Source organism: Siminovitchia thermophila, from assembly GCF_016909185.1.
In the GTDB taxonomy this organism is placed as follows: domain Bacteria; phylum Bacillota; class Bacilli; order Bacillales; family Bacillaceae_C; genus Siminovitchia; species Siminovitchia thermophila.
This window is the reverse complement of the sequence record NZ_JAFBFH010000078.1, coordinates 1-1,896: the sequence shown is the minus strand read 5'-3', so window position 1 is coordinate 1,896 and position 1,896 is coordinate 1. Positions and strand designations below refer to the sequence as shown.

Sequence of the window (1,896 nt, the reverse complement as noted above, 5' to 3'; positions counted from 1 at the left end):
ATATACTCTCGGCATTCCAAACGAGTAAATTCCTGAATTCCCAAAAATTTACTGGAAATGGAGTGTAATCTGATGAGGAGATGGTCATTTTCATAGGGTTTTCAAAAAAGTGCATGCCAAATAAAGCTCCAGCTATTTAATTTTTAAAAAGTCAGATAACTAAGCTATTTGTGCAAAAATATGGTCTTTTAGGAACCTTAGTTCATCCTCTTGATGGGTGTACCAAGCATCGATGTGCTGACACATCATGATCCCGAATATTCGGACGTACCACATCATGGTTGACCGATGGTTTCCAGCTTCTAAATGATAATCAATCTTCTCTCGTTTGTTTGAGCGTTCGACGGAAGTGCGTCGTTTATAAATTAATTTCCATTTGTCTGTTTCCCTTGATGTTTTCGGGAATAGACGTAGATTATCCTTACTTTTTGTATGATAGGTTCGTCCATATTTGGCAGTAGAACAAGGGTTTTCACAAGTATTTTTAGTTCCGCATGCCAAGGGACAACGCCACTTTTGACGGTTTTGTGTATGGTCATAACCGTTTGGTTTCATCTTTTTTCCGATCGGACAAATGGGCACACCTTCTGGAGATATTTGTATATCCCCAATCGTTTCTAAGTTTTTCTTGGCCCGTTTGTTTAGATCGATGATTGGTTCCACCCGTTTTTGATCGAGCAGTTGATAAATAGCTTCAGCATCATGTGCCGCATCTAGAAGCATTTTATCTACCGCGCCCAAGTTGAATCGTTGCGAAAACTCAGCCCAACTAACGACGAAGCTTACTGAGTCATGGCAGGAAGCCAAATTCAGACGCGGATATAACGGCAAGTCGTATGGACTGTCGCAAGCATTAATCATGTAGAGGTGATACCCGTTGAAGTACTTTTCCCGGTGGCTGTCCCAGCCACTGTCACAGTCGGGTTGAGAGTACTTTCGACCGTGCTTGCAATTCGCTATACCTTGGGCGCGACAGTTACAAGTGGGCTTGCTTCGGATGTGGGATCCGGTGACGACGGGCGTGCCGTCACCGGCAACGTTTAGTTGATCCACATTTCCGAGCAGTCCCAACTTGGCTGAAATAGTAAGAATTTGGGATTGGAAGAAATCGAATAGGCGATCCGATGGGAGTTCCTTTTTTTGATCTAATCTAGGAATGATCCACTCGACCAATCGTTGTACACGACCAGGCTTTGTTGGAGCCTTTTCGCCTTTTTTTCCTTTTTTCGCTTTCTTTTTACGAGACTTTTTACTTTTCTTTTTGTGGGTCACATTCTTTTTGTCACTTGCCCATAATCGAGCAAAAAAATCATGAAATGTACCCACACCAGGCGTATCACTTGGTTCAAAACCACTGAGAATCGCGTAAAGCGGAACACGGTGAAGTTCATCCACCCATTCCGTGATACTCATGGTGGGGTTGGTCAAGAGTAGGAGCAGATAGGACCGCAGCATGGATGCAGGATCCCGTGGTTCTGGTCCTCTGGCCCCGTATACATCACTCAGCCTTACGGTTATGTCGGAAAGATCGGTGATCCAAAGTTTCGTGATCACAGGCCAGTCTTTGTTTACCAGTGTTAAAATGCCGCCAGAATAGTGAGTCTGAAGTTGATCCATAACAAAATTCTGATATTCTTCATGTGAAACAAAAACGGGTTTCAATAAAAACACCTCAATCTTGGTTAGTAAGGAAAAAACTCCCTTCAACCGCGATTATTGTGGCGTTTTTGAAAAGTCAAGAGTATTTTTGAGTGTTTAACGACAATATTTCTACATTTTATTTCCAGTTAGAAATATTGATCAAAATAAAAAACTCCTACAAAGTAGGAGGGGAATCAAACAGTTGGGTCAAGAGATCCTTTGACCCATCTAACTCGGCGAATGCCGAGAGTCTAT

1 protein-coding gene is annotated in these 1,896 nt (G+C 42.5%); it reads right to left on the bottom strand.

All coding sequences use genetic code 11. The features are described from left to right. Positions 1 to 159: 159 nt before the first annotated feature. Positions 160 to 1,671, bottom strand: a complete 1,512-nt coding sequence (locus JOC94_RS22615) for a transposase (RefSeq protein ID WP_328799822.1) — start codon at positions 1,669 to 1,671, stop codon at positions 160 to 162. Positions 1,672 to 1,896: the final 225 nt, after the last annotated feature.